Below are 24,446 nucleotides of genomic sequence, written 5' to 3'. Positions count from 1 at the left end.
CCTGACTTCTCAAATAAATCGGCTAAAGAAAGTTGACCAGACTAAGCTGCATGGTTTTGGCGGCGGCACTGAGGGCGGCCTGGTAGGCCACCTCCTTGGCCTGCATCTCCATCAGGGCCTTGATCAGGTCGGTGTCTTCCAGCTCGGAAAGATTTTCCGCCGTGGCCACCTCCAGGTTCATATAGATGTTGTTCTGGGTTTCGATTCGGTTGGCCCGGGCCCCGAAGTCGGAGATCTGGTTGGTCTGCTCGTTGAGCAGCACCTCCAGCTCGGCGATCGATTTTTGCAGGGCGCTGGCCTGAATCTGGTCCGGGCGCAAACCGATGGCGTCGAGCAGGCCGCTGGTGTCCTGCTCCAGGTTGAAGCTGTAGCGCTGGGGGTCAGAGGACTCCAGCCGCAGATGGCCGGTGTCGGTCCAGGTGGCCGCAAGGCCGTTGATGCCGTTGAGCCGCTGGGCGATATCCTCCAGGGTATCGTTTTCCGGGTCCACCCTGATTGTGGTGGTGGTATGGCTGGGCGGAGTGGAGTCGTGGTTGGCGATGACCACCTTGAAGGTTCCCCCTCCCTCGACGATGCGATCGGCCAGCTCCAGCCCGGTATCTTCGCTGTTCAGCAGGGCGTGGATATCGCCGGCCTGGGCGGCGCCGGTGACGGCGGTATATTTTTCCCCCTGGAGAAAATCCTCCAGCTCCTTGAGAATTCGGAAAACCCCGGTGTCGAATACCGCGTCGTAGCCGTTCTTGTTGATCTCGATGGTGCTTTGCGGTCCCACCTTGATGCTGATGTCGTTATCCCGGTCGCCGGCGTAGCGGACGTAGTCGTTATCCCGCTGGATGGTGTTGACGATCAGCAGGGAGGGGTCGTCCCCCTCGGCGCTGAGCCCCAGGGCGGCCAGAGCGGCGGCGGGGTCATCCTCGGAACGGCTTTCCAGCCGGAAGGGCTGGTCGGACCAGAGCCGTACCGAACCGAAATGAACCTGGGAGCTGGGCTGGCCGACCAGATTGTTGAGCTGGGTAACCTGCTCGCCCATGGCCGAGGTCGTCACCTGGAGGTTGCGCCCATCCACGGCGTTGAGGATCAGCCGGCCGTTTTCGCCGCGGCTGGCCACCACCCCGGTCTCCTCCTGCCGGGCGTTGATGGCCCGGACCAGGGCGTTGTCGCTGTCCAGATCGCCTACCTGCTCCACCAGAATCTCAACGCCGTTGATAACCAGGTCGCCGGGGTCCAGGGAGCCTTCCTGGACCGGGCCCGCCGCCGTGAAGCCGGCCGGGACGATTTCGGCCCGAACGCCGTAATCGCCGGCGTTGATGGCGGCGGCCTTGGCGGCGGCCGAGGCGTCGGCGTAGATGGTGGAGATGCCGTCGGCCTGGCTGCTCACCGGCCGGCCGTTGATCAGCAGTTCGCCGGCCAGGGGGCGCAGGCCGAAGAGCAGGGTGCCCTCCTCGGCCGACGCGCCCAGGCCCAGGGTGTCGAAGACGGTGTCGTCGTTATGGTTGGGGCTGGTCAGGGTAAAGGCCGAAGCCGGGTCGCTGGTGGAAGAGAGGGTGATTTCACCGGTGTTGTTGGCCGGGCCCGCCGCCGCCGAGAGGGCGTCGGCAAAATCGCCGGCGACTGACAGTACCGCCCCGGTACCGGCTTCCACCTCGGTGCGGGTAAAGGCGTTGATCTCGATTGTCGAGTCGTCGCCGGCGGTCAGGTTGCGCAGGACGATGCCGCCGGTGACTCCACCGTTGGCGTCATTGCCGGCCTCGGCCCCCACCCCGGTCTGGCCGGAGACGGCGTTGATCGCCTCGACAAAAAGGTCCACCTGCTCGGCGGCGCTCTGCTCTCCAATGATGCTGATGGTGTTCACCGCAACCCCGTTGATCGTGAAATCGTAGTCCACCTGGGGCGGGTCCCCGGTGCCGGCGGTCTGGGCGGTGAAGGGGGTGCTGTGGAGCAGGGTGGTCAGTTTGGCGCTTACTTCGGGGTCCAGCCCATCCAGGGCCGCCACCGCGTTGGCCGCCTTCTCCATGGCCAGGCCGTTGATCACCGCCCCCGGGTCGATATCCACCGGAGTGGGTGTCCCATTGACGGCCAGGTCGCCGGCGGCGATGGCGCTGTTATCCACGGTGCCGGTCAGGCTGGTGGCCAGGGGGGCAGGGGGCTCGCCATTGATGAAATAACCGTCCCGGGCTCCCTGCACGAAGGGGGCCGGTTCGGCGGGGGTATAGCCGGTGGTGCGGAAGCCGCCGAAGATATATTTGCCGTTGACCGAGGAGTTGGCCAGGATGATCGCCTGCTCCCAGAGATGCTTCACCTCCGTGGCCGCGTTCTGGCGGTTATCCGGGGAGAGGGGGGCGTTGGCCTGCTGGATCGCCAGGGTCTTGGCCCGCATCACCAGGTCCTTCATGCTGACCAGGGCGTTTTCCGAGGCGGTGATCACCGTGTTGCCGTAGCTGAGATTTTTGCGGTACTGACCGATCTCGGAGAGGTTGGTCCGCAGCCCCAGGGCATTGACCAGGTTGACCGGGTTGTCCGAGATGCTGGACATCTGCTTGCCCGAGGAGATCTGCTGGTTGACCCGGTTGATATCGGTGTTGAGCTTGTTCAGGTTGACCAGGATGTTGGAGTATATGGATTGCATGGTGACGCGCATGGCTTGGTCTCCTATCGTACCGTGTCCAGCAGGGTTACCAGCATCTCGTCGGACTTGGAGATCAGCCGGGCGGCGGCGGTGTAGGCGTGCTGGAACTTGATCAGGTTGGCCATCTCTTCATCCAGGGAGACCCCGGAGATCGTGTCCCGCATCTCGTTCATCTGGTTCAGCACCAGGGAGTTGAATTCGACGTTGCGCTTGACGGTCCGGCTCCGGTTGCCGATATCTCCCACCAGGGAGTTGTAGAACTCGTTGAGCGAGTTGCGCTTGCCGCCGAGGAACTCGATGTCGTCCTTGTGCTGGAGGCCGCTGATCGCCAGGGCGTTGGTGTTGTCGCCGGGATAGATTTCGCCGTTGGGGCCCACCTGGCCGGCGGCGAGATGGTTGAGATCCTTGATTATGGTCTGGTTGATCCCGATGGTGCCGGCGCTGTGGCCGGTGAAGAAGGTGTTGAGCCCGGTAACCTGGAGCAGGTTGGAGCTGTCGGCGGTGAAGGCGAACTGGTGGCCGCCGGTGGGGGTCAGCTTGAGCCGGTGATCGGTGAACGAGGCCTGGACCCAGGGCAGCGGCGAGGCGGCCAAGGGGTTGTCGGTGCCGCCGGCATTGATGATGGCGTTATTGATGGCGTTGACCGCGTCGTGGACGCTGTAGGCCCGTTCCAGGGAAACCTCCACCGGTTGGGGCAGGGCCAGGGAGCCGTCGTCGTTGTAAAGCCAGATCGAAAAGCTGCCGTTTTCGGTGTTCAGCTCCTGGCTGTGTTTGTAACCGGCCAGCAGGAAGGCGTCATTGGGCCCCTCGCCGGGGGTGATGGTTAGCCGGCCGTTGCCCGGAGTTTCGGTATCAATGTTGTGCAGCCCCAGCTGGGTCAGAAAGGTGTCGTCCACCCCGGCCTGGATGGTGTAGGGCTGGTCGGAGAAGAGGGTGATCTGGCCGGTGTTGTGGCCGGCGTCGGCCGTCAGGGTTTCACCGGCCACGGCGGCCAGGCCGAGGATGGCTGGGCTGAGGCCGGGGTCGGCAAAATCGCCCGCCAGGTTGTCGATGGTGATCGACGACTGGTCGCCGGCGTTGGTGTTGCGGAAGATCAGGGCGTTGGTCGCCGCTCCGTTGCCGCCGTCGCCCACCAGCGCCTCGATGGTCACTTTGGGCGGCAGATTGTCGGCATCGCCGTTGTGGGCCTGGATGGCGCCGTTGGCCGCCGCGGCCAGATTGGCGGCGAAGGCGGCGTTGTCGCCCGGATCGCCGGCTTGGACGGTATAGTTGACCTCCACCCCGTTGACCGTGAAACTGATGGTATCAGCGACGGTGAGTCCCGCAGCGTCCACCGGCGCGCCGGTCACCTGGGTGGTCAGCCCGGCGATCACCCCGCTGTCGGCCTGATTGATGGCGTTGACCGTGTTGGCCGCCTTCTCCATCACGCTGCCGCCCCGGATTTCGCCGATGCTCAGCCCGTTGATGGTGATGGTACCCGCCGGGATGGTCCGGTGGGCCGTGCCGGCGTCGATCCGGCCGGTGGTTACCGAGGTCATGGCCCCCAGCTCCCCGCCCACCAGGGGTTCGGAGAAGCGTATCGTGCCGATGCCGTCGGCGTGGACCTGGTTGAGTTCCCGAACCAGGGCGTTGGCCAGGGCTTCCAGGCGGCCGGCGTAGTTGTTGGGGTTGCCGGCGGTGAGTTCGCTGTGGATCTCCAGCCAGCCCCCGACCTTGCCGCCCAGGTGGGCCCCGGTGCCGAGAGGGCGGGAGATGGTGCGACCGTTGGCGTCTTTGCTGAGCCAGTTGAGCTGATCATCCACCCAGTCCACCCGCCAGCTCTCCTGGCCCTCCACCAGGGGGTGGCCGTTGGCCAGCAGGATGGTGTAGCTGCCGTTTTTATCGGCGAACTGGCTGATATCCAAGAGAGAGGAGAGTTCCTTGACCAGATTGTCGCGGCGGTCGCGGAGATCGTTGGCCTGGCCCCGAGCCACCTCGGCGGTGCTGATCTTGGCGTTGAGTTCGGCGATCTGGGTGGTCAGGGAGTTGACGTCGTTGATCCCGGCCTTGAGGCTGACCCCGATATCGGAGCGGGCCCGGATAATTTCGCCGTTCATGATCCCCAGGTGATCCACCAGCAACTGCCCGTGCTGGAGAACGTTCTGGCGGGAGGCCAGGGTTTCCGGGTTGTCGCTGAGCTCCTGCCAGGAGTTCCAGAACTGGTTGAGCAGATCGTTCAGGGCCAGGCCGCGGGCTTCGTTGAAGATCGGCTCCACCACCCGCAGGGCCTGCTGCTGGGCTTCCAGATTGCCCATCAGGGAGGATTGGCGGGCGATGCGCTCGACCATGAACTGGTCGTAATTGCGGGTGATGGTATCTCCCATGACCCCGCCGCCCAACAGGCCGGTGCCCACCGGGATCGCCTCGTTGGCCTTGAGGCTGAGGCTCTGGCGGGTATAACCCGGGGTGTCGACGTTGGCCACGTTGTGACCGGTGACCTGGATCGACATCTGGTGGGTCAGCAGGGCCTGCTTGGCGATGTTGAGGACATGGGTGATGCCGGACATGGTAGTGGGCCTCCGTTAAATCGCCCGGCTGATCAGGCTGGGCTGGCCGCTGCCACGGCGGTTGACCTGCCCGGGTTTGCCGTAGTTGGGTCGCTGTTCGCTCACCGACGAGGTGAGCAGGGTGATCGCTTCCCGCAGGTGACGCTTGGTGTCTTCCACAAAATGGTGGTTGATCACGCTCTTGGCCGCGATCTCCTGGCGCAGGGCCACCAGTTCCAGGCGCTGCCGTTCCAGGCGGGCTTTCTCCTCGCCCTGGGCCATGGCGACCAGGTCGGAAAGGCGGACCGCGTTGGCCGCCGGCTGGCCGGTGAGCTGCTCCACCCGAAGCCGCAGCTGCTCGTCAACCTCCCGCACCAGTTCGATCTGTTCGGCCTTGCGGCGACTCAAGGCCACCAGGCCGCTCATGTCCAGGGCCACCACCGCCGCCTGTTCCCGCGCGAGGATGCTCAACAGTTCGCGGCAGAGGCTGAACTCCTGGTCGATCAGGTCAAAGATGCCGCTGGGTATTTTTTGCCGCATGGTGATCTCCTCTGCCTATCGGCTGTAGTGCTGTTGGGTGATCTGGCGGTAAAGCATCTCGCCGAAGCCCATCCCCTCTCCGGCCGCCATCTGCTGGGCCAGCTCCTGGTCGTGGAGGGAGCGGTACATCTGCTCGGCATGGCCGCCGCTGAGCAGGCCCTCCTTGGGGGCGCTTTCCCGGGCCATGCGCAGAAACTTTTCCAGCATGATCGCTTCAAAATCGGCGCAGGCCTGGCGGAGACGGGGGTCTCTTTCCGTATCGGCAGCCCCGGCACTGTTCTTGAATCCGGCGTTGGTCATGGCGGTTACATTCATGCTCTCCTCCTCGCTAGCCCTAAATGATTTCCAGTTCGGCGTTGAGGGCCCCGGAGGCCTTCATCGCCTGAAAGATGGCGATCAGGTCGCGGGGGGCCACCCCCACCGCGTTGAGGGCCCGGACCACCTCGCCCAGGGTGGCTCCTTCCGCCATCCGCACCAGGCGCTGGTTTTCCCCGGCCACCTGGGGCAGTTCTCCCGGCAGCAGCATCTCCTGGCCCTCGGGCGGGGCGGTTACCTGCAGATTGAGATTGCCGTGGGCCAGGGCCAGCTCGCGGATTCGCACGTTTTCTCCCATCACCACGGTGCCGGTCCGTTCATCCAGGACCACCCGGGCGGCGATATCGGGGACGATCTCCAGGTTTTCAATGGCGGCCAGCAGGGCGATCTCGTTATCCCGGTAGTCGGGGGGGACGTTGACGGTCACGGTGCCCCCGTCGTGGGCCCGGGCGGTGCCGGGGCCGAGCAGGCCGTTGATCACCTGGGTCATCCGTTGGACCGTGGTGAAATCGGGGGTGTTGAGGCTGATCACGATCTCTTCCCGCCGCTCAAAGGAGAGCGGTACCTCCCGCTCCACCGAGGCCCCGGCCGGAATGCGGGCCACGGTGAGATGGTTCCGCTGCCGGCCTTGGGGGGTGGGGCCTTGGGCCTCGATGCCGCCGATACTCACCGGCCCTTGGGCGATGGCGTAAACCCGGTTGTCCAGCCCCTTGAGGGGGGTGGCCAGCAGGGTGCCGCCCTGCAGCGAACTGGCGTCGCCCATGGAGGAAACGGTGACATCCAGATATTGGCCCGCCCTGGCGAAGGGCGGCAGCTTGGCGGTGACGATCACCCCGGCCACGTTGCGGACCTGGATCTGCTGGGGATCGATATTGATCCCCATGTTGCGCATCACGTTGGCCAGCCCGTTGGTGGTGAAGACCGCGTTGCGACCGTCGCCGGTGCCGTCCAGGCCCACCACGATGCCGTAGCCCACCAGTTGATTGTGGCGGACCCCCTGGACCGAGGCCAGGTCCTTGAGGCGGACGGACCCGGCGGCCTCAAGGGCCGGCAGGGTCAGCAGCAGCAGGCAGAGCAGGCCGGCGGCGCTCAGGGAGATGTTGCGGGTTTTAGGTTTCATGTTCCCCACCTGTAATTGATCCGGGCCGGAGGAAAAAATAGCCCACCAAACTGGTTTCACCCGGGTGTAACTGCATAACCCATGCCAGGCTAAAAGGGCCAGAGCAGGCCCACGGCGCGGGAGAGCCAGCCGGGCTGCTGCTCGTCGGCCACCGCGCCCTTGCCGCTGTACTCAATGCGGAAATCGGCGATCCGGTTGGAGAGCACCGCGTTGTCGGCGGTGATGTCGTCGGGTCGGACCAGGCCGGAAAGGATGATGAACTGGGTTTCGTTGTTGACCCGCACCTCCTGGTAGGCCCGCACCACCAGGTTGCCGTCCATGGTTTTGTCGATCACCCGGGCGGAGATGGTGGCGGATACGTTGTTGTCGCGGGAGGTGCGGCCGGTGCCTTCGAAATCCTTGCTGATCCGGGCCTGGACGGTGCCGTAACGGTCGATGAAGTCACCCAAACCGAAAAAGGAGTCGATGCCGCCGGCCACGCTGGATTCCCGTTCCGTTTTGGTGTTGGCGTTGCTGCGGCCGCTGGAGCTCTCCACCACCCGGACCAGGAGGATATCCCCCACCTCCCGGGCCCGGTTGTCCCGATAGAGATCCAGGCCCTGGCCGCCGTTGTAGATGGTGCCTTCCCGGGCCACCTCCCGCGGGGTTTCAGGTTCCGGCAGGGCGTAGCGTTCCGGCAGCCGTTGGGAGGGCGCCAGTTCCGCCGAGTTGCCGCCGAAGGTGGCGCAGCCCCCCAGCCCCAGGGCCAGGAGCAGCAGCATCAATAGATGGTTACGCATGGCGATTCCTCCTCAAAACGTGGTTTCCACGGTGGCGCTGTCCACCACCCGGGCCTGGATCTCCTGGCGGCTCATCAGATTGCGGACCCGGACCAGATCACCCTGGGCGCCGGTGTCCCGGACCTCGCCGGGGGCGCTGACCAGGATACGACCGTTGCCGGCCACGATGTTAACGCGATCCCCCCGGCGCACCAGGGGGGGATTTTCCAGCAGGTTGCCGTAAACGATGGCTCCGGCCTGGAGGGTGGTGCGGGGTTGCTTGCCCACCGCCAGGCCGGGCTCGGCGATGAAGCTGGGGTCCAGCATGCTGACCTCCCGGCGCAGCACCAGCAGATCGTCGGGGCCGATCACCTCGCCCCGGTTGATCCGCCGGGCGGTGACCACCACCTCTCCCAGCCGTTGCAGATTGGCGCTGAGCCGCACCCGCTCCTGCTCCCGCCCGTTGACCAGCAGGGTAACCTGCAGGCTCTGGCGGCCCGGGCGGCTGGGTTCGGGGCGGTTTTCCAGGCGGTAATCCAGGATGCCCGCCGGAACTTGCACGCTTTCGGGAAAGGCGGAAAAACCGCTGATGCTCAACTCCTCCCGGGGCCAGACGCTCTCCTTGGCAATGATGGCGGCAAAAATTTCCTCCAGCTCGCCGGGGCCCAAAGTGATCACGGCGGCCCCCCGGGCCGGGGCCGGGGTCAGGCCCGCGGCCAGCAGCAACAGCAGCAGCAGGGGTGAGAAAATCAGTTTTTTGACGGTCACGGCGCTTGCTCCTTCAGGACTGGGCCTAGCGTTTCAGGGTGTTGGCCACTTCCAGCAGCTGATCGGCGGTCTGCACCGACTTGGAGTTCATCTCAAAGGCCCGCTGGGTGATGATCAGGTTGACCAGCTCCTCGGTGACATCGACGTTGGAAACCTCCATGAAACGTTGCAGCACCACCCCCACCCCCTCGGTGCCGGGGTCGGCCTCACGGGGAGCGCCCGAGGCCTCGGTGGGGCGGAAAAGATTGCCGCCTTCGGCCCGCAGGCCGCCGGGGTTGACAAAGTCGTGGAGGGTGAGCTGGCCGGCGGCGATGATCTCCTGGGCCGCGTTCTTGGCCTCGATGATCCCGTTGGCCCCGATGCTCAGGCTGGTGGTCTCCGGTGGAATCACGAATTCCGGCTGCAGGCGGTCGCCGTTCTGGGTGACGATGAAGCCGTCGGCATCACGGGTGAAGGCGCCGGCCCGGGTGTAAAATTCCTCCCCGTCCCGCGTCACCTGAAAAAAGCCCCGGCCCTCGATGGCCAGGTCCAGGTCGTTGCCGGTTTCATGGATGCTGCCCTGGGTGAAGATCTTCTGGGTGGAGGTGGCGATCACCCCCAGGCCCACCTGGATGCCGGAGGGCACCTGGCCGCCGTCGATGGTCTCCGCCCCCACCGCCCGCAGCTCCTGGTAGTAGAGGTCTTCGAACTGGGCCCGGCTCTTCTTGAAGCCGGCGGTGTTGACATTGGCCAGATTGTTGGAGATGGTGTCCAGCTGCAACTGCTGGCCCCGCATGCCGGTGGTGCCGGAATATAGCGCGCGGATCATGGGTCAATCCTCCCTGTTTGGTCCCGAAATTTGATTACTAGGCTAATTTGCCCACTCTGCGTACCGCCAGATCGTCCATCTCGTCCACCGCCTGGATCATCTTCTGCTGGGCCTCGTAGTTGCGGTAGAGTTCGATCATCGAGGTCATCTCCTCCATGGAGTTGACGTTGGATTTTTCCAGAAAACCCTGGCGGACCTGGAAGTTCAGGGCCGCCATCTCCTCGCCCTCCTCGGTGAGCCGGAAAAGGTTCTTGCCTTCCTTGACCAAGGCTGTCAAATCATTGACGGTGACGACCTCCAGTTGGTTGACCATGGCCCCATCCACCAGAACCCGGCCGTGGCGGTCCACGCTGAAATCGGCACTTTCCAGGACCACCGGGCCGCCGTCCCCCAGGACCAGGCCGCCGCCGGGCAGCCGCAGCTGGCCCAGGGGGTCCAGTTCGAAGTTGCCGGCCCGGCTGTAGCGCACCCCCTGATCGGTCTGGATGCGGAAGAAACCGTCGCCGGTGATGGCCAGGTCGAGGGGGTTGCCGGTGGGCTGGGTGTTGCCCTGCTGCTGGTCGGTGAGAATGTTGAGGGCCTTGCCCACCCGTTGACGATCCCGGGTGACGTTGTAGAGCATCTCCCAGAAGGTCACCGATTCAAGCTTATAGCCCACGGTGTCGACATTGGCCAGGTTGTTGGCCACCTGGTCCAGGCGACGCTCCTGGGCCAGCATGGTTTCAACCCCTTCGAGCATCCCCAGGCGGTTATGGATATACATGGCTTCTCCTCCGGTGGTTTGGTTCCCGTACTCGGGGGTAAAGCCATGCAATCATCGTGCCACTTTGGGGGGCATCTCCTGGTTGGTTCGGTAGATAAAGGCGAGGATTTCGGCGACCAGCAGGTAGGTTTCGGGGGGAATTTCCTGGTTGAGATCCAGGCGGGAGAGGATTTCGGTGAGGTCGGCGTCCTGGTGGATGGGGATCTGGTACTCGCGGGCCAGCTCGAGCAATCTCTCCGCCAGCAGGCCGCTGCCCTTGGCCACCATCCGCGGGGCGCCTTGCCGGTCGGTGTCGTAGCTTAAGGCCACCGCCTTCTTGCGGGGCGCTTTCCTGTCGGCGGGTTTGGCGGTCATGGGCTCGATTTTCCGGGTGGTTTGGCAACTGACCAGGATATAAACCGCAAAGCCTTGTAAGTTCAAGGGCTAATTGGTGCCGGCCCCGGCGGGGGCGCATTTTATAATTTCCCCGCCGCTCTTTTGTGATACCATGGCGGGGTGAACACAACGTAATACCCGCGGACCCTGCGGGTCCCTTCCGTTAATCGGCAACTTCAAAGAGGTGAACCATGCAACTGCACGACCCCAATCTGCACCTGAAACTGATCGAGATGTGCGACTGCTACCTGGAAACCGATTTTCCCACCCAGTTGCGCCAGGCCGCCGGCGAGGGGGGGGATCTCCGGGAGGGGGCCATCAAGTACCTGGCCCTGGCCCTGCTCCACGCTTTGACCGAAAAGGCCGGCAAGCTTACCCTGAGGCAGAAGAAGGACAAGGTGACGGCGACCATTAAGAGTGATGCTGAAAAGGAGACGATTCCCGCCCCGACTCCCGAGCTGTTCGCCGAGATCATCGCGGTGGTCCGGGTCATTCTCCACAGCGAGGCCGACAAGGAGAAAACTCTGCTGGTCCTCGGTCTGCGCAGCGGTGAGGTGGAGTTGCAGGTGAAGCTGGACCGGGAAGAGGATAAAGAGGTACTCAGGATCAAGTTTCCCCAGGGTTGAAAGAGATTTGACAACCGTAGAGCGAAAGGAGGACCATCCCATGCAGCTGCTGATTGTCTACTATTCCATGTACGGTCACATCCACCGAATGGCCCAGGCCGTGGCCCAGGGCGCCGCCGGCGTGGAGGGGGTGACGGTGGCCTTGCGTCGGGTGCCCGAAACCCTGCCCGATCAGGTGCTGGAAAAGATGGGGGCCAAGGCGTCGCTTGCCGGCCAGCAGGATGTGCCGGTCTGTACTCTGGAAGAGTTGGCGGCGGCCGACGCCGTGATCTTCGGCACTCCCACCCGCTTCGGCAATATGTGCGGGCAGATGCGCCAGTTTCTCGATGCCACCGGCCAACTCTGGGCCAATGGGAGTCTGGTGGGCAAGGTGGGCAGCGTCTTCACCAGCTCCAACACCCAGCATGGCGGTCAGGAGTCCACCATCCTCAGCTTCCACACCACCCTGCTTCACCATGGCATGGTGCTGGTCGGCCTGCCCTATACCTTTGCCGGCCAGATGAATACCGACGAGATTACCGGCTGTTCCCCCTATGGCGCCTCCACCATTGCCGGGGGCGACGGCAGCCGGACCCCCTCGGATAACGAACTGGCCGGGGCCCGTTTCCAGGGCGAGCATGTGGCCAGGATCGCCAAAAAGCTCAGCGCCTGAGCCGGGGATGTCGATACCGGGATGAAATTTTTTTTACCTTTGCTGGTCTTGGCCGCACTGCTGGTGGGGTTTACTAAAGGAGCGGTTGCCATGAACGATTCCAGGCCTTTTCCTATGCCCACGGTGGGCCTGGCTTTGGGTTCCGGGGGAGCCGGGGGGTTGGCTCATATCGCCATGCTGCGGGTGTTTGATGATCTGGGGATTAAGCCGGCCCGGATTACCGGCACCAGCATCGGAGCGGTGATCGGGGCCCTTTACGCGGCGGGGTTGAGCGCCGCCGAGATTGAAGAAATTTTTGCCGAATTCGGCGGTTCCAGCCTTGATGTTCTTTCCCGGCTGATCATGCCGGGTTCCGAACTGACCCTGGCTGCTCTGCTGAAAATCGACAGCAATGGAGGAATCTTCGATTCCGGCGGATTCCTCAAGTTTCTGGCCGGCAAGGTCGAGGCCCGCAGTTTTGAGGATCTTGCCATCCCCCTTGCGGTGGTCGCCACCGATTACTGGACCGGTGAAACCGTGGTGCTCGACCAGGGTGATCTGTTTACCGCCGTCCAGGCGAGCATGGCCGTGCCCGGGCTTTTTCCGCCGGTTCAGCGTGGTCAGCAACTTTTGATCGACGGCGGCACCTCCAATCCCTTACCTTTCGATCTTCTGCTTAAGCGGCACGACCTGGTTGTCGCCATCGACGTTTCCCGGTCGCGAACCCGCTCCGAGGAGCAACAGGTCGATTCCCTGGATTTGTTGCTGGGCAGTTTTACCATTATGCAGCAGTCCATCATCGCGGCCCGAATGGAGGCGGCGCAACCGGATATTTATATCAAGCCGGAACTTCATGATATCCGGATGCTCCACTTCAATCGAATCGAGGCTGTGCTAGAACAGGCGAAGCCAGCCGCGGCCGAGTTGCAACGCCGACTCGGCCAATACCATAAAAACGAGGATTAGGATTGGCGGCCAGAACCCCCAGGGCCCATGGCTGACAACCCTAAGCAGGATCAACCGAAGCGGCCGGTGATATACTCCTCGGTCCGCTGCTGGTCGGGGTTGGTGAACATCTTGCTGGTGGGGTTGAACTCGATCAGGTCGCCGACGAAGAAGAAGGCGGTGTGGTCGGAGATCCGGGTGGCCTGCTGCATGTTGTGGGTGACGATGACGATGGTCACCTGATTTTTCAATTCGCTCATCAGCTCCTCAATCCGCATGGTCGATTGCGGGTCCAGGGAGCTGGTGGGCTCGTCCATCAGCAACACCTCCGGCTCCACCGCCAAGGCCCGGGCGATGGAGAGCCGCTGTTGCTGGCCGCCGGAGAGCGAACCACCGGGGCTGCGCAGCCGATCCTTGACCTCTTCCCAGAGGGCCGCCTGGGTCAGGGCCCGTTCGGCCACCTCGTTGAGAATATCCCGCTTACGAATTCCCACCAGCTTGAGACCGGCCACCACGTTATCGAAGATCGACATGGTGGGGAAGGGGGTCGGTTTTTGGAAAACCATCCCGATCCGCCGGCGGATGGTCACCGGATCGACCTTGGGGGCGTAAATATCGTGGCCGTCCAGCAGGGCCTGACCGCTGACCCTGGCCCCCCGAGTCAGGTCATGCATCCGGTTCAGGGCCCGCAGAAAGGTGGTCTTGCCGCAGCCGGAGGGGCCGATCAGGGCGGTGATCTGCTTGTTGTAGATGGGGATGCTGACATCTTTGACCCCGGCGCTCTTGCCGTAGTAGACTGTGAGGTTACGGGTCTCCATCCGGATTTCTTCGGGCCGGATCTCTTCGGGCCGGATTTCCCCGGGCTGGTTCGGTTGTTGCTGGTTGTTGCTTGCTTCCATCTTTGAAACTCTCCGAACTGTTAGCGTCTGACGGCCAATCTGGCGGCAATGAAGGTGACGATCACCAGGCTCAACAGCACGATGCCCGCCGCCCAGCCCATCTCATGCCAGTGTTTGTAGGGACTGATGGCCAGGCTGTAGAGCCGTTGCGGCAGGGTATCCACCGGTCCCAGCAGCCAGCCGCTCAGGCGACTGGGCAGATAGTTGTTGCCGAACGAGGTGAACATCAGGGGGGCGGCTTCCCCCACCGCCCGGGCAAAGGCGATCAGGATGCCGGTGACCAGTCCCACCCGGGCGGTGGGGACGATGGTGGAGAGAATCACCCGCCAGCGGGGGAGCCCCAGGGCCAGGCCCGCCTCGCGGATCGACCAGGGGATGATCATCAGGGCGCTCTCGGTGGCCCGGGCAATGATCGGCAGCATCACGAAGGTCAGGGCGATGGCCCCGGAGATCCCGGAAAAGGTCCCCATGGGCTTGACGATCAGGGCAAAGGCCAGCAACCCCTTGAGGATGGCGGGCATTCCGTTCAAGGTGTCGTTGAGCAGCCGCAGCAGCGGGTTCAGGGGGTGGTCCGGGTACTCGGAGAGCATGATTCCGGCCCCGATCCCCAGGGGTACGGCCAGCACCAGGGCTAAAGAGTCCACCACCAGGGTGCCGATGATGGTGTGGACCAGGCCGGTGGCCTGACCCATTTGGGCCCGGGACGGCGAGCCCAGCTCCCGGGTGAAGAAATCCCAGTTGAGGGCGCCGAGCCCCTGGACCACCACGTAGCTGATCACAATCAGCAGCGGCACCAGCACCAGCAGGGTGGCGATGGCCAGCAGGCCCAGCATCAGACGATCGCGCAGGTAGCGGCGGCCCAGGCTGATGGGGGCTGGCATTTCCCGGATACTCATACCGATCGTCCTCCCGAAACCATCATCTTACGTTGAATATAGGCGGCGACCAGATTGACGATCAGCGAGATCAGAAAGAGGTAGAAGCCGATGGCCATCAGGCTGGCAAGGTGCAGGTTTTCCACCGCCTCCCGGAATTCGTTGATGATCACCGAGGGCATGGTGGCCGCCGGCCCGAAGAGGTTGAAGGGCAGGGTGTTCTTGTTGCCGATCAGCATGGCCACCGCCATGGTTTCGCCGATCGCCCGGCCAAAGGAGAGAATGGCCCCGGCGATGATGCCGCCCCGGGCGTAGGGCAGCACCGCCATCCGGATCACTTCCCAGCGGGTGGCGCCCAGGGCCCAGGCCGCTTCCCGCTGGGAGGCGGGCACCAGCCGGATGGCATCGCGGCTCAAGGCGGCGGTGAAGGGGACGATCATCAGGGCCAGCACGATGGTGGCGGTGGTCATCCCGTAGCCGATGGGGCTGCCCAGAATCGGCAGCAGGTCGGGCTGGTTTTCCGCCGCCCAGAGGTAGATCGGCATATAGAACCTCTCCCGCATCCAGGGGGCAAAGACGAAGATCCCCCAGATTCCCACCACCACGCTGGGTACCGCCGCGATCAGATCGACCATGGCGTCGATGAGGTGGGCCAGCCAGCGGGGGGCGTACTCGGCGGAAAAGATCGCCACCGCGATGGCCGGCAGAAAGGAGAGGACTAAAGCCGCCACGCTGGTGACGATGGTGCCGATCAGAAAGGGCAGGGTGCCGAAACTTAAGGTGATGGCCGGGTCCCAGGAGGTGCCGGTCAGAAAACCAAAAAAACCGAAGGTGGTGATCGCCGCTTCCCCCTCCCGGTAGAGGACCACCGCCAGCGAGATGGCCAGTCCCATCAGGAGCAGCCCGAACATGGTCACCAGGAGCGCGAAGATCCGGTCACCCAGCCAGCGGTAGAGCAGGGGCGGGGTGCGGCGGATCAGTTCCGAGGCGGATGGGTTGGCCTGCAAGTCCGGATTCCTCATCTTTAAAGTTGTCGCTTAAAAGGCGGTCCAGGCCCGGAGCTCTCACGCTTCGGGCCTGGAGGGGAAAATAGGGGGGAAATGTTTGTTTTTGGTTAGAGTTTCTTTAGGGTTCGGTAATGCCTAGAGGCCCGCCTCCCGCAGGATTGCGGCCCCCAGCTTTTCCTCCTGCCACTTGATCTGGCGGATCATGGCCAGGTTGCGGTCGACGGCCGCCCGGGGCAGGCGGGCAAAGCCCAGGGACTCGGAAAGCTCTTGGCCGTCGGTAATGGCCCAGATCAGGAAGCGGAGCAGTTCCGCCGCCTGCTCCCGATTGGCGATGGCCCGGTTTTTATCCAGGTTTTCATAGACCAGCATCCAGGCGAAACCGGCGGCGGGGTAGCCGTCCGGGGCCGGGGTGTTGGTGAAGAGCACCCGGGTATCCGTCGGCAGTTCGATATCGGCGGCGGCGGTGGTGGCGGCGTAGCTGGGTTCGATCAGGTTGCCGCTGGCATTGATCAGGTAGGCGTAGCTGATCTCGTTGAGCAGGGCGTAGGAGAGGGAGTTGTAGCCCAAGGCGCCGGGGGTGTTGATCACCACCCCGGCCACCCCTTCGTTGCCGTTGCCGCCCACCCCGGTGGGCCAGTTGACGCTGGTGGCATAGCCGACCCTGGCAGCCCACTGCGGGGAAACCCGGCTCAGATAGCTGGTCCAGACATTGGTGGTGCCGGAACCGTCGGAGCGGTGGACGATGGTCACCGGCAGGGGCGGCAGCTTAACCCCGGGGTTGAGGGCGGCGATTTTGGGATCGTTCCAGCGGCTGATCTTGCCCAGGAAGAGATCGACCAGCACCTCGCCGTTGAGCACCAGGCCCTTTTTGACCCCGGGCAGGTTGTAGGTGGGGACCACGTCGGCCAGGGTGATGGGCAAGTTGAAGGCGTTGCCGCCGGTGTTGCTCTTGATCTCGGCCATCACCTGGTCGGAGAGGAAGGCCTCGCTCATGCCGAACATCACGGTCTGCTCGATGAACTGGCGGATGCCGCCGCCGGAGCCGATGGACTGATAGTTGAGGGTTACCCGGCCGGCGGTTTTGGTGCGGTACTGGTCGGCCATGGCGGTGACCAGGGGGGCGGGAAAGGTGGCCCCGGCCCCGAGCAGGTCGAGCCGCTGGGCCCAGGCCGCTCCGGCGGTCCCGGTCAGGGTGAGCAGGGCCGCGACCGCCAGCACCGCGAGGCGGCCGCGCAGGCCGGGCTGTTGACACTTTACTGTTTGCTTCATGGTGGCTCTCCTTGGAGTTGAACGTTGGTTGCCCGGCGGCGGGGGGGCCGCCGCCGGATCTTTAACCGCTTCGACTGGAGCAAGGATGAGCCTGAAATGTTCAGCTTTGATTAGGGAATCTTTCGGAATTGGTAAATTGTGACCGGACGATTTACCGGCAATTTAAGGATGTGGACCACTTGCCAGGTTCGGTGGCGGGGGAGCTTGGCGCAATTGGAGCAGTTCGCTCTGGATTTCAGGTTGACCCTCGGCTGCGCCGATAGAAGCGGGCCAGGCGCTCGGGGGTGATCCCGAGCAGGAAGCACAGCACCATCAGTTGGTTGACGAGAAAGATTCGCAGGACCCCCTGTTGCTGCCAGTACCGGGCGGCTCCGCAGCAGGGGCGAGGAGGGGGAGGGTGTAGCGGGTTTCGACCACCACTTTCCGCGCTTGGGTAAAAATTTGCGGGTCTTACAGGCCGGAACCCCCGATGATGCCGATAACACCCATAGCTTGACCTGTAAGGGTTTCTAACGTATAAAGTTCGGTGGGAGCGAGGATAACCGTCTGGTATGGAAAAAACTGCTCCGCCCCACTCGCGAGGGCGGAGCATAGTTATTGTTACCAGCGCCGGCCCGAGAAGACAAGGAGAAAGGAACGGTTTATGGCTGACGACTATTACGAGAAAAAGGATTTGCAGGATTTTCCCAGGATTGCCGAACAGGCCCCGGAGCAGGGGCGGGCTTTTTTCGACTACTATGCCAAGGCCACCGCCCCCGGGGCCCTGAGCGCCCGGGAAAAGGCCCTGATCGCCCTGGCGGTGGCGACGGTGCGCCACTGCCCTTACTGCATCGACGCCTACACCAACAAGTGCCTTTCCCTGGGGCTGACCGGCGATGAAATGCTGGAGGCCATCCATGTCGGGGCGGCCATGGTGGCCGGCGACACCCTGGCCCACGCCACCCAGGTTCGCAAGATCCTCCGGCAAAAGGAGATGTAGCCCGATGTCGGTACCCGGTCCCTCCTTCAGGGAATGTCTGCGCCGCTCCGGTTTTTTCCCCTTCCGGGCCGCCGCGGTCAAGATTCTCCAGCTTAACATCACCCGGCGCTGCAATCTCCGCTGTCGGCACTGCCACGTCGAGGCCGGCCTTGAACAGGACCGCCAGATGAATGACGCCGTGCTGGAAAAATGCCTCGAGGTGGCGGCGTTGCCCGCCATCACCACCCTGGATGTCACCGGCGGCGCTCCGGAACTCCATCCCCGGTTCCGCGAACTGGTGGCCCGCCTGGCCGCCCTGGGCAAGCGGCTGTTGGTCCGGACCAACCTGGTGATCCTCCAGGAAGCGGAATTTGCCGATCTGGTTGAGTTTTACGCGCGCCACCGGGTGGAACTGGTGGCCTCCCTGCCCGATGCCCGGGGTGAGCGAACCGACCGGCTCCGCGGGGCGGGGGTTTTCGCGGCGATCATCGCGGTGATGCGGCGGCTCAACTCCCAGGGCTACGGCCGCTCCGGCAGCGGTCTGGTTTTGGATCTGGTCCACAATCCGGTGGGCGCCTATCTGCCCGGCGAACAGGGAGCCCTGGAAGCCGACTATCGCCGGGTTCTGGCCGAACAGCACGGGGTGGAGTTCAATCAGCTTTTCTGCCTGACCAACTGCCCGGTGGGCCGCTATCTCGAATACCTGCAAAGCTCGGGCAACCTGGCCGACTACATGCTGGCCCTGCAGGCGGCCTACAATCCCGCCGCCGCCGGCCGGGCAATGTGCCGCGAGACCATCTCCGTCGGTCCCGACGGCACCCTTTACGATTGCGATTTCAACCAGATGCTGGACCTGCCGGTGGCCGGCAACACCCCGGCAAATATTTTTTCCTTCGACCACCGGGCCCTGGCCGGGCGGGAAATCGTCACCGCCGATCACTGCTTTGCCTGCACCGCCGGGGCGGGTTCGTCCTGCCAGGGGGCCACCTTGCCAACGGCCGACCTGCAAAGGACGGCGGCAAAATAACCAACGGCCTGGTCAGGGTTTTGCTTGGAATGCTCTGCTTATTCGGGTTCTACTTACCGGAGCGGCTGGAATTCAACCATGACTGGAGCTAGACAACCTGATGCAAAGTCGCTTATTGCTTTTGGCCGGCCTGGTCGTGGCCGGTCTCCTGGCTTTTGTGTTGCTGCCGGTGCGGGAGCTGGCCCTTGACCTGCTGCAATGGGTGGAGGGCCTGGGTTTTGCCGGCTACGCGGTTTTTTCCCTGCTCTACGCTTTTTTCACCGTCCTCTTTTTGCCTGGTTTCATTCTCACCGTCGGGGCGGGGGCGATTTTCGGCCTGTTCGGAGGCTTTGTCGCCGTCTCGGTGGGCAGTACCGCCGGGGCCGCCCTGGCCTTTCTGCTGGGCCGCTTTCTGGCCCGGGAAGCCATTGAAAAAAAAGTGGCCGCCAACGCCAAATTCACCGCCATCGACGCCGCAGTGGCCCAGCGGGGCTGGAAAATCGTCTTTTTGACCCGGCTGAGCCCGATTTTTCCTTTCAACCTGATCAACTACGCCTACGGTCTGACCAAAATCCCTTTTTATCATTACGTCCTGGCCTCCTGGGTCGGGATGATGCCCGGCACCCTGCTCTACGTTTACGCGGGAGCCCTGGCCGGCAACCTGGCCCGGGCGGCCCTGGTCGAAAGTCCGCCGGCCGGGCCCTGGGAGCTGGTCTTTCAGGGGCTGGGGCTGCTGGCCACCCTGGCCGTCACCATTTATATCACCCAGATCGCCCGTAAGGCTTTGCGAGAGGCCGTACCCACCCCGGAGGGAACAAAAGATGAGCAAATATGACTATGATCTCGGCATTATCGGCGGCGGGGCGGCGGGTCTGACCGTGGCTTCGGGGGCGGCCCAACTGGGAGCCAGGACCCTGCTGGTCGAAAAGGAAGAGGCCCTGGGCGGCGACTGTCTTCATTATGGATGCGTGCCCAGCAAAACCCTGATCAAGACGGCCCATGTCTATCATCTGATGAAAAGCGGGCCCCGCTTCGGCTTGCCGGCGCTTTCGCCCCCGCCCGTTGATTTCCGCCAGGTTTCGGCCCGGATTCGTTCGGTAATCGGCGTGATCCAGCAGCACGACTCGGTGGAGCGCTTTTGCCGGCTCGGGGTCAAAGTGGAGTTCGGGGATCCGCGCTTTAGCGATGAACATACCATTTCCTTGGCCGGCCGGTCGATTTCCGCCCGCAGCTGGGTGGTTGCAACCGGTTCTTCCCCGGCAGTGCCGGCGATTGAAGGCCTGGAGCGGACTCCCTATCTGACCAACCGCGAAATCTTCTATCTGGACCGGTTGCCCGCCTCGCTGATCGTGCTCGGCGCCGGGCCCATCGCCATTGAGATGGCCCAGGCCTTCGGCCGGCTGGGCAGCAGGGTGACGGTGATCCAGCGCAGCGGCCAGATCCTCAGCAAGGAGGACCCCGATCTGGCGAGCCTGGTCCAGCAGGAACTGGAGCGGGAAGGGGTGGTTTTCGAGCTTGACGCCGCAGTGGTCCGGGTCGGCGATCTGGGCCGGGAGCGTGAAGTGGTGGTCAGAAACCAGGCCGGCGAGAACCGGACCCTTAAGGCCGAGGCCCTGCTGGTGGCCTTGGGCCGTTCGGCCAATGTGGCGGGCCTGGGGCTCGATAAGCTGGATATTGCCGCCGATCAGCGGGGGATCAAGGTCGATAGTCGGCTCAGGACCAGCCACAAGCATATTTACGCCGCCGGTGATGTCATCGGCGGTCATCAGTTCACCCATGTCGCCGGTTACGAAGGGGGCGTGGTGCTGCGCAACGCCGTTTTCCATCTACCCCAGAAGGTCGATTACACCCGGGTTCCCTGGTGCACCTATACCCAGCCGGAACTGGCCAGCATCGGGCTTAACGAGAAAAGGGCCCGGGCGGCCGGGATCGATTACACGGTCTGGAGCGAAGAGTTCGCCGCCAACGACCGGGCCCTGGCCGCCGGGGAGAGCGGCGGCCGGATCAAGCTGCTGCTGGATCAGCGGGAAAAACCGCTGGGGGTGCAGATCCTGGGGCCCCGGGCCGGTGAACTGCTGAGCGAATGGGTGGCGGTCTTCAACGGCGGGGTGGGTTTGGCCAAAATCGCCGCCGCCATTCATCCCTATCCCACCTTGGGGGAGATCAACAAAAAGGTGGCCGGGGCGATCTTCGCCCCCAAGATTTTTTCCCCTTTGGTCCGCAAGGGGCTCAAGTTCTTTTTCAGCTTCAAGGGCCGGGCCTGTGGCGAGAACCAGGACCAGGCCGGGCAATAAAGGCCTTCCGGGCCAAACCTCAACGGGAGGCAACCTTTATGGCCAGTGGCAAGCTCAGCGCGGAACAGCAGCGCCTCGCGGCCCGGCAGCAGGGCCGGCAGGACTGGCACCTCTGGGGGCCCTATTTAAGCGAACGGGCCTGGGGCACGGTGCGGGAAGACTACAGTCCCGAGGGCGAGGCCTGGGATTATTTCAGCCACGAGCAAGCGGTCAGCCGGGCTTACCGCTGGCATGAAGACGGCCTGGGGGGTATCTGCGACGCCGGCCAGCGGCTGTGTCTGGCCGTGGCCCTCTGGAACGGGCGCGATCCCATCCTCAAGGAACGGATGTTCGGCCTCACCGGCAAGCAGGGCAACCATGGCGAGGACGTCAAGGAGTATTATTTTTATCTCGACGCCACCCCCAGCCACAGTTATCTCCGCTACCTCTACAAATATCCCCAGGCCGAATTTCCCTATGCCGAGCTGGTGGCGGAAAACCGGCGGCGTTCCCGCCAAGACCCCCCTTTTAGCCTGCTGGACACCGGCGCTATGGCGGAAAACCGCTACTGGGATGTGGAAATCAGCTATGCCAAGCAATCCCCCACCACCATCGGCATCCTGATCAGGGTCGGCAACCGGGGGCCGGCCGCCGCGACCCTCCACCTGCTGCCCAGCCTCTGGTTCCGCAATACCTGGTCCTGGGAGGATGGCGGCGCGGCGGAAAAACCGGTTCTGCGGCTGATTGAGTCCGACCGGGCCGCCTGGGCGGTGGAAGCCCGCCACGCCGGCCTGGGCCGCTATTTTCTTGCCGGCCGCCAAGTCGCCCGCTGCCTGTTCAGCGAAAACGAGAGCAACCAGGAACGCCTTTTCGGCGCCGCCAATCCCGCGCCCTATGTCAAAGACGCCTTCCATCGCCGGGTCGTGGAGGGTGACAAGGGGGCGGTAAATCCGGCCGCCACCGGGACCAAGTTCGCCGCCTGGCATGAGATCACCTGCGAGCCCGGGGAAGAGCGCCAGGTGGAGCTGCTGCTGACCGCCCAGCCCCTCCGGCCGAAGCCCTTTGCCGGCTTGAGCGCCCTGTTTGCCCGGCGCCGGCGGGAAGCCGACGCTTTTTACGCCCAACTGCTGCCGCAGGCCAGCGGCGAAGACGCCCTGATTTTTCGCCAGGCCATGGCCGGGATGATCTGGAGCAAACAGTTCTACCACTTCGATGTGGCCCGCTGGCTCGATGGTGACCGCCATCCGCCGCCGCCGGCGCGAACCATGGGGCGCAACCGCAACTGGCGCCACCTTCAGGCCGCCGATATTATTTCGATGCCCGACAGCTGGGAATATCCCTGGTTTGCCGCCTGGGATCTGGCCTATCAGGCCATGGTCTTCGCCCACCTCGATGTCGATTTCGCCAAGGAACAGCTCGAACTGCTCCTGCGCCACCGCTATCTCCATCCCAACGGCCAGATTCCCGCCTATGAATGGGACTTCGGCGACATCAATCCGCCGATTCACGCGGTGGCGGCCCTGAAGGTCTTCCGGGCCGAGCGCCGCCTGCGAGGCTGCGGCGATCTCCACTTTCTCCGCCGGGTCTTCAACAAGCTGATCATGAACTATACCTGGTGGCTCAATCGCCATGACCGCGACGGCCTCAATGTCTTCGAGGGCGGCTTCATGGGCCTGGACAACATTTCCGTTTATAATCGCTCCCAGCCGCTGCCCCCCGGCTTCAGCCTGAAGCAGGCCGATGCCACCGGCTGGATGGCCATGTGCGCCCTCAACCTCACCGGAATGGCCCTGGAACTGGCCCGGGAGGAGCAAGAATATGAGGATATGGCTATTCAGTGCTATCAGCAGTTTCTGGCCATCGCCAACGCCATTGCCGGGCACAGCGCTCAGCGACCGTCGCTCTGGGACCAGCAGGCCGGCTTTTTCAAGGATTTTCTCACCACCCCCGACGGTGAATTCCATCATATCGATGTTTATTCCTATGTCGGCCTGATCCCCCTGCTGGCCACGGAAATCGTGACCCCCGACATCATTGAGAAAGTGCCCCGCTTCAAGGCCCTGCTCGAGGAACATCGAGGCGGGATGTTCGACGGCCATACCATCTGCGCCTGTCCCAACAGGACCAACGAGCACGGGGAGCGGCTGCTGGCCCTGGTGGATCACACCATGATTCCCCGGATCTTGAAGCGGCTCCTCAACGCCGAGGAATTTTTTTCCCCCTACGGGATTCGCGGAGTCAGCCGGATTCACCGGGAACATCGGCAACTGGGGGATCTGCCGGGCCTGGGCCAGGCCCTGATCGAATATGAACCGGGGGAAGCGCAATCAGGTCTTTTCGGGGGCAATTCCAACTGGCGGGGACCGGTCTGGATGCCGATCAACTATTCCATTATCCAGGCTCTGACCAAATTCCATCGCTATCTTGGTCCCGATTTCAAAGTGCAGGTGCCGGGGCGGGGGGATGGCGAACTGGACTTGCGGCAAGTGGCCGATCTGCTTGCGGAAAGTTTAATCAATATCTTTCGCCGCGACGACCAGGGCCGCATTCCGGGCCTGGCGGCGGAGAGCCCCTTTCAGCACGATCCGGCCTGGCGCGACCTGCGCTTGTTCCACGAGTACTTCCACGGCGATACCGGCCTGGGTCTCGGGGCTTGCCACCAGACCGGCTGGACCGGTCTGGTCGCCAACCTGATCAAGCGCCGCTATACCCTGTTGCAGGCCGGCACAGGGGAGCAAAAATATTCGCGAAATGAGATCCGCCATCGGCAAGCTGGACAACCTGGTGGCTCTCCTTGGAGTTGAACGTTGGTTGCCCGGCGGCGGGGGGGGGGCGCCGCCGGATCTTTACCGCTTCGACTGGAGCAAGGATGAGCCTGAATGTTCAGCTTTGATTAGGAAATCTTTTTACTTTGATGAAAATGGGCGGCCTACCGCTTATGGCAACGGTCGCAGTTGAGCGAACTGGCGCAGGAGGAGCTGGGGAAAGCGGTGCCGTCGACCCGGTGGCAGTCGAAGCAGAATTTGCCGTCGTTGTGATCGGCCATGGAGATCGTCGCCCCCCTTTGCATGGGAAAAACTTCGGCGTGGCAGGCGTTGCAGTTCAGCCCTTGGTCGGCGTGGAACTGGCCATCGAAAATCACCTTGCCGGGGCCGCCCCCGGCGTACTCCACGGTTTGGCCGGGGGGGACGGCGCCGGCGGTGGTTGCCAGGGCCAGAAGGGCGATCAGGGCGGCCACGGTGGCGGTAAATTTCATCATCTGCTCCTCCTCTGTTGCTGATTTTTAATCAAATATCACTTTGTGGTAAGACGGTTGCCTATTTTGCCACTCTATTGGCTGAAAAACCATTTTGTCAATC

The 24,446-nt window shown here is 63.5% G+C and carries 23 protein-coding genes; 8 read left to right on the top strand and 15 right to left on the bottom strand.

Annotation, left to right across the window (positions count from 1 at the left end; genetic code table 11):
* Positions 1-22 precede the first annotated feature (22 nt).
* The 10 genes from ACHHRT_RS09685 to ACHHRT_RS09640 all read right to left on the bottom strand — a co-directional run bounded on the left by ACHHRT_RS09685 (position 23) and on the right by ACHHRT_RS09640 (position 10,577).
* Positions 23-2,638 carry a flagellin N-terminal helical domain-containing protein gene (locus ACHHRT_RS09685; protein WP_395499565.1) on the bottom strand — a complete coding sequence of 872 codons (2,616 nt, stop codon included), beginning with the start codon at positions 2,636-2,638 and terminating at the stop codon, positions 23-25.
* 11 nt (positions 2,639-2,649) lie between these two features.
* Complete coding sequence (flgK, locus tag ACHHRT_RS09680) at positions 2,650-5,172, bottom strand: flagellar hook-associated protein FlgK (RefSeq protein WP_395499564.1); 2,523 nt, start codon at positions 5,170-5,172, stop codon at positions 2,650-2,652.
* A 15-nt stretch (positions 5,173-5,187) separates the two neighbouring features.
* The gene (locus ACHHRT_RS09675; RefSeq protein WP_395499563.1) at positions 5,188-5,691 is read right to left on the bottom strand and encodes a flagellar protein FlgN; all 504 of its coding nucleotides are present in this window, start codon (positions 5,689-5,691) and stop codon (positions 5,188-5,190) included.
* Between the two features lie 15 nt (positions 5,692-5,706).
* Entirely contained in the window at positions 5,707-6,006 is a 300-nt protein-coding gene (locus tag ACHHRT_RS09670; protein ID WP_395499562.1) for a rod-binding protein, read from the bottom strand.
* 19 nt (positions 6,007-6,025) lie between these two features.
* Entirely contained in the window at positions 6,026-7,126 is a 1,101-nt protein-coding gene (locus tag ACHHRT_RS09665; RefSeq protein WP_395499561.1) for a flagellar basal body P-ring protein FlgI, read from the bottom strand.
* 89 nt (positions 7,127-7,215) lie between these two features.
* The gene (locus ACHHRT_RS09660; RefSeq protein ID WP_395499560.1) at positions 7,216-7,905 is read right to left on the bottom strand and encodes a flagellar basal body L-ring protein FlgH; all 690 of its coding nucleotides are present in this window, start codon (positions 7,903-7,905) and stop codon (positions 7,216-7,218) included.
* Positions 7,906-7,917: 12 nt separating this feature from the next.
* The gene (gene flgA, locus ACHHRT_RS09655) at positions 7,918-8,652 is read right to left on the bottom strand and encodes a flagellar basal body P-ring formation chaperone FlgA (protein ID WP_395499559.1); all 735 of its coding nucleotides are present in this window, start codon (positions 8,650-8,652) and stop codon (positions 7,918-7,920) included.
* A 25-nt stretch (positions 8,653-8,677) separates the two neighbouring features.
* Entirely contained in the window at positions 8,678-9,460 is a 783-nt protein-coding gene (flgG, locus tag ACHHRT_RS09650) for a flagellar basal-body rod protein FlgG (protein WP_395499558.1), read from the bottom strand.
* A 37-nt stretch (positions 9,461-9,497) separates the two neighbouring features.
* Positions 9,498-10,223 carry a flagellar basal-body rod protein FlgF gene (flgF, locus tag ACHHRT_RS09645; protein ID WP_395499557.1) on the bottom strand — a complete coding sequence of 242 codons (726 nt, stop codon included), beginning with the start codon at positions 10,221-10,223 and terminating at the stop codon, positions 9,498-9,500.
* A 51-nt stretch (positions 10,224-10,274) separates the two neighbouring features.
* Positions 10,275-10,577 carry an EscU/YscU/HrcU family type III secretion system export apparatus switch protein gene (locus ACHHRT_RS09640; RefSeq protein WP_395499556.1) on the bottom strand — a complete coding sequence of 101 codons (303 nt, stop codon included), beginning with the start codon at positions 10,575-10,577 and terminating at the stop codon, positions 10,275-10,277.
* A 212-nt stretch (positions 10,578-10,789) separates the two neighbouring features.
* On the opposite strand from ACHHRT_RS09640, the gene ACHHRT_RS09635 reads away from it, so the two are divergent.
* Genes ACHHRT_RS09635 through ACHHRT_RS09625 form a run of 3 tightly spaced genes read left to right on the top strand, consistent with a single transcriptional unit; the run spans position 10,790 to position 12,821 of the window.
* Complete coding sequence (locus tag ACHHRT_RS09635; protein WP_395499555.1) at positions 10,790-11,224, top strand: hypothetical protein; 435 nt, start codon at positions 10,790-10,792, stop codon at positions 11,222-11,224.
* A gap of 40 nt (positions 11,225-11,264) precedes the next feature.
* The gene (gene wrbA, locus ACHHRT_RS09630) at positions 11,265-11,876 is read left to right on the top strand and encodes an NAD(P)H:quinone oxidoreductase (RefSeq protein WP_395499554.1); all 612 of its coding nucleotides are present in this window, start codon (positions 11,265-11,267) and stop codon (positions 11,874-11,876) included.
* 21 nt (positions 11,877-11,897) lie between these two features.
* Positions 11,898-12,821, top strand: a complete 924-nt coding sequence (locus tag ACHHRT_RS09625; protein ID WP_395499553.1) for a patatin-like phospholipase family protein — start codon at positions 11,898-11,900, stop codon at positions 12,819-12,821.
* 50 nt (positions 12,822-12,871) lie between these two features.
* Here the strand turns inward: ACHHRT_RS09625 and pstB are convergent, their stop codons facing one another.
* The 4 genes from pstB to pstS form a co-directional block, all read right to left on the bottom strand.
* The gene (gene pstB, locus ACHHRT_RS09620) at positions 12,872-13,618 is read right to left on the bottom strand and encodes a phosphate ABC transporter ATP-binding protein PstB (protein ID WP_395499579.1); all 747 of its coding nucleotides are present in this window, start codon (positions 13,616-13,618) and stop codon (positions 12,872-12,874) included.
* 101 nt (positions 13,619-13,719) lie between these two features.
* Positions 13,720-14,595: a phosphate ABC transporter permease PstA gene (gene pstA / locus ACHHRT_RS09615; protein ID WP_395499552.1), complete on the bottom strand. Its 876-nt coding sequence runs from the start codon at positions 14,593-14,595 to the stop codon at positions 13,720-13,722.
* Positions 14,592-15,596, bottom strand: a complete 1,005-nt coding sequence (gene pstC, locus ACHHRT_RS09610) for a phosphate ABC transporter permease subunit PstC (protein ID WP_395499551.1) — start codon at positions 15,594-15,596, stop codon at positions 14,592-14,594. Before pstC ends, pstA begins: the two co-directional genes overlap by 4 nt.
* A gap of 120 nt (positions 15,597-15,716) precedes the next feature.
* Positions 15,717-16,850: a phosphate ABC transporter substrate-binding protein PstS gene (pstS, locus tag ACHHRT_RS09605; protein WP_395499550.1), complete on the bottom strand. Its 1,134-nt coding sequence runs from the start codon at positions 16,848-16,850 to the stop codon at positions 15,717-15,719.
* Positions 16,851-17,493: 643 nt separating this feature from the next.
* Here pstS and ACHHRT_RS09600 point away from each other — a divergent pair.
* From ACHHRT_RS09600 to ACHHRT_RS09580, 5 genes are all read left to right on the top strand, one after another.
* Positions 17,494-17,829, top strand: coding sequence for an arsenosugar biosynthesis-associated peroxidase-like protein (locus tag ACHHRT_RS09600; RefSeq protein ID WP_395493100.1), 336 nt, complete (start codon positions 17,494-17,496; stop codon positions 17,827-17,829).
* A gap of 4 nt (positions 17,830-17,833) precedes the next feature.
* Positions 17,834-18,835 carry an arsenosugar biosynthesis radical SAM (seleno)protein ArsS gene (gene arsS / locus ACHHRT_RS09595; RefSeq protein WP_395499549.1) on the top strand — a complete coding sequence of 334 codons (1,002 nt, stop codon included), beginning with the start codon at positions 17,834-17,836 and terminating at the stop codon, positions 18,833-18,835.
* 100 nt (positions 18,836-18,935) lie between these two features.
* Complete coding sequence (locus ACHHRT_RS09590; RefSeq protein ID WP_395499548.1) at positions 18,936-19,649, top strand: TVP38/TMEM64 family protein; 714 nt, start codon at positions 18,936-18,938, stop codon at positions 19,647-19,649.
* Positions 19,636-21,108, top strand: a complete 1,473-nt coding sequence (locus tag ACHHRT_RS09585) for a dihydrolipoyl dehydrogenase family protein (RefSeq protein ID WP_395499547.1) — start codon at positions 19,636-19,638, stop codon at positions 21,106-21,108. Before ACHHRT_RS09590 ends, ACHHRT_RS09585 begins: the two co-directional genes overlap by 14 nt.
* Before the next feature lie 38 nt (positions 21,109-21,146).
* Entirely contained in the window at positions 21,147-23,891 is a 2,745-nt protein-coding gene (locus tag ACHHRT_RS09580; protein WP_395499546.1) for an MGH1-like glycoside hydrolase domain-containing protein, read from the top strand.
* A 125-nt stretch (positions 23,892-24,016) separates the two neighbouring features.
* Here ACHHRT_RS09580 and ACHHRT_RS09575 read toward each other — a convergent pair whose 3' ends face one another.
* Positions 24,017-24,346, bottom strand: a complete 330-nt coding sequence (locus tag ACHHRT_RS09575; RefSeq protein WP_395499545.1) for a c(7)-type cytochrome triheme domain-containing protein — start codon at positions 24,344-24,346, stop codon at positions 24,017-24,019.
* Positions 24,347-24,446 lie beyond the last annotated feature (100 nt).

It is taken from the genome of Desulfurivibrio modestus (assembly GCF_044068625.1).
Lineage (GTDB): Bacteria > Desulfobacterota > Desulfobulbia > Desulfobulbales > Desulfurivibrionaceae > Desulfurivibrio.
This window is presented reverse-complemented; position numbering and strand designations above follow the sequence as displayed.

Excerpts from the sequence above, each read along its gene's own strand:
- ACHHRT_RS09685 (WP_395499565.1), bottom strand. The coding sequence starts at position 2,638 with ATGCGCGTCACCATGCAATCCATATACTCCAACATCCTGGTCAACCTG.
- flgK (WP_395499564.1), bottom strand. The coding sequence starts at position 5,172 with ATGTCCGGCATCACCCATGTCCTCAACATCGCCAAGCAGGCCCTGCTG.
- ACHHRT_RS09675 (WP_395499563.1), bottom strand. The coding sequence starts at position 5,691 with ATGCGGCAAAAAATACCCAGCGGCATCTTTGACCTGATCGACCAGGAG.
- ACHHRT_RS09670 (WP_395499562.1), bottom strand. The coding sequence starts at position 6,006 with ATGAATGTAACCGCCATGACCAACGCCGGATTCAAGAACAGTGCCGGG.
- ACHHRT_RS09665 (WP_395499561.1), bottom strand. The coding sequence starts at position 7,126 with ATGAAACCTAAAACCCGCAACATCTCCCTGAGCGCCGCCGGCCTGCTC.
- ACHHRT_RS09660 (WP_395499560.1), bottom strand. The coding sequence starts at position 7,905 with ATGCGTAACCATCTATTGATGCTGCTGCTCCTGGCCCTGGGGCTGGGG.
- flgG (WP_395499558.1), bottom strand. The coding sequence starts at position 9,460 with ATGATCCGCGCGCTATATTCCGGCACCACCGGCATGCGGGGCCAGCAG.
- flgF (WP_395499557.1), bottom strand. The coding sequence starts at position 10,223 with ATGTATATCCATAACCGCCTGGGGATGCTCGAAGGGGTTGAAACCATG.
- ACHHRT_RS09640 (WP_395499556.1), bottom strand. The coding sequence starts at position 10,577 with ATGACCGCCAAACCCGCCGACAGGAAAGCGCCCCGCAAGAAGGCGGTG.
- ACHHRT_RS09635 (WP_395499555.1), top strand. The coding sequence starts at position 10,790 with ATGCAACTGCACGACCCCAATCTGCACCTGAAACTGATCGAGATGTGC.
- wrbA (WP_395499554.1), top strand. The coding sequence starts at position 11,265 with ATGCAGCTGCTGATTGTCTACTATTCCATGTACGGTCACATCCACCGA.
- ACHHRT_RS09625 (WP_395499553.1), top strand. The coding sequence starts at position 11,898 with ATGAAATTTTTTTTACCTTTGCTGGTCTTGGCCGCACTGCTGGTGGGG.
- pstB (WP_395499579.1), bottom strand. The coding sequence starts at position 13,618 with ATGGAGACCCGTAACCTCACAGTCTACTACGGCAAGAGCGCCGGGGTC.
- pstA (WP_395499552.1), bottom strand. The coding sequence starts at position 14,595 with ATGAGTATCCGGGAAATGCCAGCCCCCATCAGCCTGGGCCGCCGCTAC.
- pstC (WP_395499551.1), bottom strand. The coding sequence starts at position 15,596 with ATGAGGAATCCGGACTTGCAGGCCAACCCATCCGCCTCGGAACTGATC.
- pstS (WP_395499550.1), bottom strand. The coding sequence starts at position 16,850 with ATGAAGCAAACAGTAAAGTGTCAACAGCCCGGCCTGCGCGGCCGCCTC.
- ACHHRT_RS09600 (WP_395493100.1), top strand. The coding sequence starts at position 17,494 with ATGGCTGACGACTATTACGAGAAAAAGGATTTGCAGGATTTTCCCAGG.
- arsS (WP_395499549.1), top strand. The coding sequence starts at position 17,834 with ATGTCGGTACCCGGTCCCTCCTTCAGGGAATGTCTGCGCCGCTCCGGT.
- ACHHRT_RS09590 (WP_395499548.1), top strand. The coding sequence starts at position 18,936 with ATGCAAAGTCGCTTATTGCTTTTGGCCGGCCTGGTCGTGGCCGGTCTC.
- ACHHRT_RS09585 (WP_395499547.1), top strand. The coding sequence starts at position 19,636 with ATGAGCAAATATGACTATGATCTCGGCATTATCGGCGGCGGGGCGGCG.
- ACHHRT_RS09580 (WP_395499546.1), top strand. The coding sequence starts at position 21,147 with ATGGCCAGTGGCAAGCTCAGCGCGGAACAGCAGCGCCTCGCGGCCCGG.
- ACHHRT_RS09575 (WP_395499545.1), bottom strand. The coding sequence starts at position 24,346 with ATGATGAAATTTACCGCCACCGTGGCCGCCCTGATCGCCCTTCTGGCC.